The organism is Mycobacterium sp. TH-M15 (genome assembly GCF_057473705.1).
In genome coordinates this window covers 1-2,153 of the sequence record NZ_JBYCLB010000395.1, presented here as the reverse complement: position 1 = coordinate 2,153, position 2,153 = coordinate 1, and the positions used below count along the sequence as shown (strand labels likewise).

Genomic DNA, 2,153 nt, shown 5'->3' with positions numbered 1-2,153 from the left:
CGGCGTCTGCCCGGGGCGCGCCTGGTGCGGCGGCTGCGTAAGCCGATCCTGGTCGGCACCGCCGCTTTGGCCGTCGGCGGGGTGGTCACCGCGTTCGGATACCTGATCGCCCGGCCGTCGCATGACGAGCCGGCGGCGGCACCTCCGCAGAGTGTGTTGCCGTTCAACGATCTCGACTTTCGGCTCTCGCCCGGCGGGGTGGCGGTGGACTCCGTCGGCAACGTCTACGTCACCAGCCAGGACACCGCCGGCCAGGTGCTCAAACTGCCGGCCGGTTCGGCCTCCCCGATCACCCTGCCGGTGACCGGGGTGTACCAGCCGCGCGGCGTGGCGGTGGACGGCAGAGGCGCGGTGTATTTCTCCGACTTCAACAACCGGGTGGTGAAGCTCGAGCCCGGGTCGACGGAGCAGACGGTGCTGCCGTTCAGCGGGCTGGACAGCCCGGAGGGGGTGGCGGTGGACTCCGACGGGAACGTCTACGTCGCCGATCGGGGCAACAACCTGGTGATCAAGCTCGACGCCGGGTCCAACACCCAGATCGTGCTCTCGTTCACCGGACTGCAGAATCCGGACGGCGTGGCGGTGGACCGGTCGGGGAACGTCTACGTCACCGATACCGGCAACAACCGGGTGCTGAAACTGGTCAGCGGATCGACGCAGCAGCAGGTGCTGCCGTTCGCCGGGATCGTCTCGCCGTGGGGCATCGCGGCAGACGACACCGGCAGCGTCTACGTCACCGAACGGGACAGCAACAAGGTGCTGCGGCTCGGGGACGGGGCGCTGATCCCGAACGTGCTGCCGTTCGTGGGCCTGAACACCCCGCTGGCCGTGGCCGTCGACAACCACGGCGGCGTCTACGTCGCCGACCGCGGCAACGACCGGGTGGTGAAAGTACCCGGTGGCTGACCGCCCAGCCGGGGAGCGGTCGTGACCGACGGTGAGTCCGGTTCGCGGGCCGGGTCGGACTTCGGGCCGTACCGCTTGGTCCGATTGCTGGGCCGCGGCGGAATGGGCGAGGTCTATGAGGCGGAGGACGTCCGCAAGGGCCGCGTCGTCGCGGTCAAGCTGATCTACCCGCAGTACTCCGGAGACCCGGTGCTGCGCGCGCGGATGCAGCGGGAGGCCGAGCAACAACCGGGTGGTGAAACTCGCGCAATGACCAACCGGGGCGGCCGGCTCAGCGGTGCAGCGTCGCGGTGCAGTAGTAGTTGTCGGCGACGGACCCGGTGCCGGCCGGCCCGTCCGGTACCGCCAGTCCGGCGTCGGCGAGCAGCTCGGGCAGCTGCGTTTTCGTCGTCCGCCAGCCGTGGCCGCTCAGATAGGTCGCCACGTCGGCCCGCTGCTCGGGGTAGGCGAGATCGTCCAGCTCGATGTCCAGGCCGTGCTGGTACCAGCGCTGGGCGACGGTGTTCTGGATCTGCTCGGCGTCGGCGGAGGCCAGGAATATCTCGGCCACCAGGCGGCTGCCGTCGGCGCTCAGCTCGGTGACGTCGTCGAGTAGCCGATCCTGGGCCGCCGGCGGCAGGAACGCCAGCAGACCCTCGGCCACCCAGGCGGTGGGCGCTGCGGTATCGAACCCGGCCTGCCGCAGCGCGGCGGGCCAGTCGTGGCGCAGGTCGATCCCGACCGCCCGCAGGTCGGCGGTGGGTTCGGCGCCCAGGTCGGCCAGCGCCGCCCGCTTGAACGCGATGACCTGCGGTTGGTCGATCTCGTACACGATGGTCCGGGCCGGCGCGGAGGGCCAGGCCAGCCGGTAGCCGCGGGCGTCCAGGCCGGAGGCCAGCAGCACCACCTGCCGGATTCCGGCTCCGGTCGCATCGGCCAGGAACCGGTCGATGTGCCGGGTGCGGGCCGCCAGCAGGTCGGTCATGGTCTGCATGCCCCACGGCTGGCCGGGGACGTCGACCTCGGCGCTGTCCAACTCGCCGTCGGCCCAGCGGGTGAAGAAGTCGATGCCGACCGCCGCCACCAGCGGTTCGGCGAACCGGTCGTCGATCACCCCGGCCCGGGTGGCCCGGGCTCGGCCGGCGGCCACCATGGTGGCGGTGGCGCCGACGCTGGTCGACAGATCCCAGGTGTCGTTATCGGTGCGTGTCATGTACCCAAACCTTTCGCGCGACGTAACTGTGAGCGATTTACTGTTAGCCAGTTTA

General features: G+C 70.6%; 2 protein-coding genes and 1 pseudogene. 2 read left to right on the top strand and 1 reads right to left on the bottom strand.

Going from position 1 to position 2,153, the window contains the following annotated elements:
• Positions 1-906: NHL repeat-containing protein (locus tag AC2VNT_RS09655; RefSeq protein ID WP_486946646.1), on the top strand; the 906-nt coding region annotated here is incomplete at its 5' end.
• Positions 907-927: 21 nt separating this feature from the next.
• Positions 928-1,128 (top strand): annotated as a pseudogene (locus AC2VNT_RS09650) (serine/threonine protein kinase); the annotation flags it as partial.
• Positions 1,129-1,177: 49 nt separating this feature from the next.
• Here AC2VNT_RS09650 and AC2VNT_RS09645 read toward each other — a convergent pair.
• Complete coding sequence (locus tag AC2VNT_RS09645) at positions 1,178-2,098, bottom strand: SAM-dependent methyltransferase (protein WP_486946645.1); 921 nt, start codon at positions 2,096-2,098, stop codon at positions 1,178-1,180.
• Between the last annotated feature and the right edge of the window lie 55 nt (positions 2,099-2,153).

Excerpts from the sequence above, each read along its gene's own strand:
- AC2VNT_RS09645 (WP_486946645.1), bottom strand. The coding sequence starts at position 2,098 with ATGACACGCACCGATAACGACACCTGGGATCTGTCGACCAGCGTCGGC.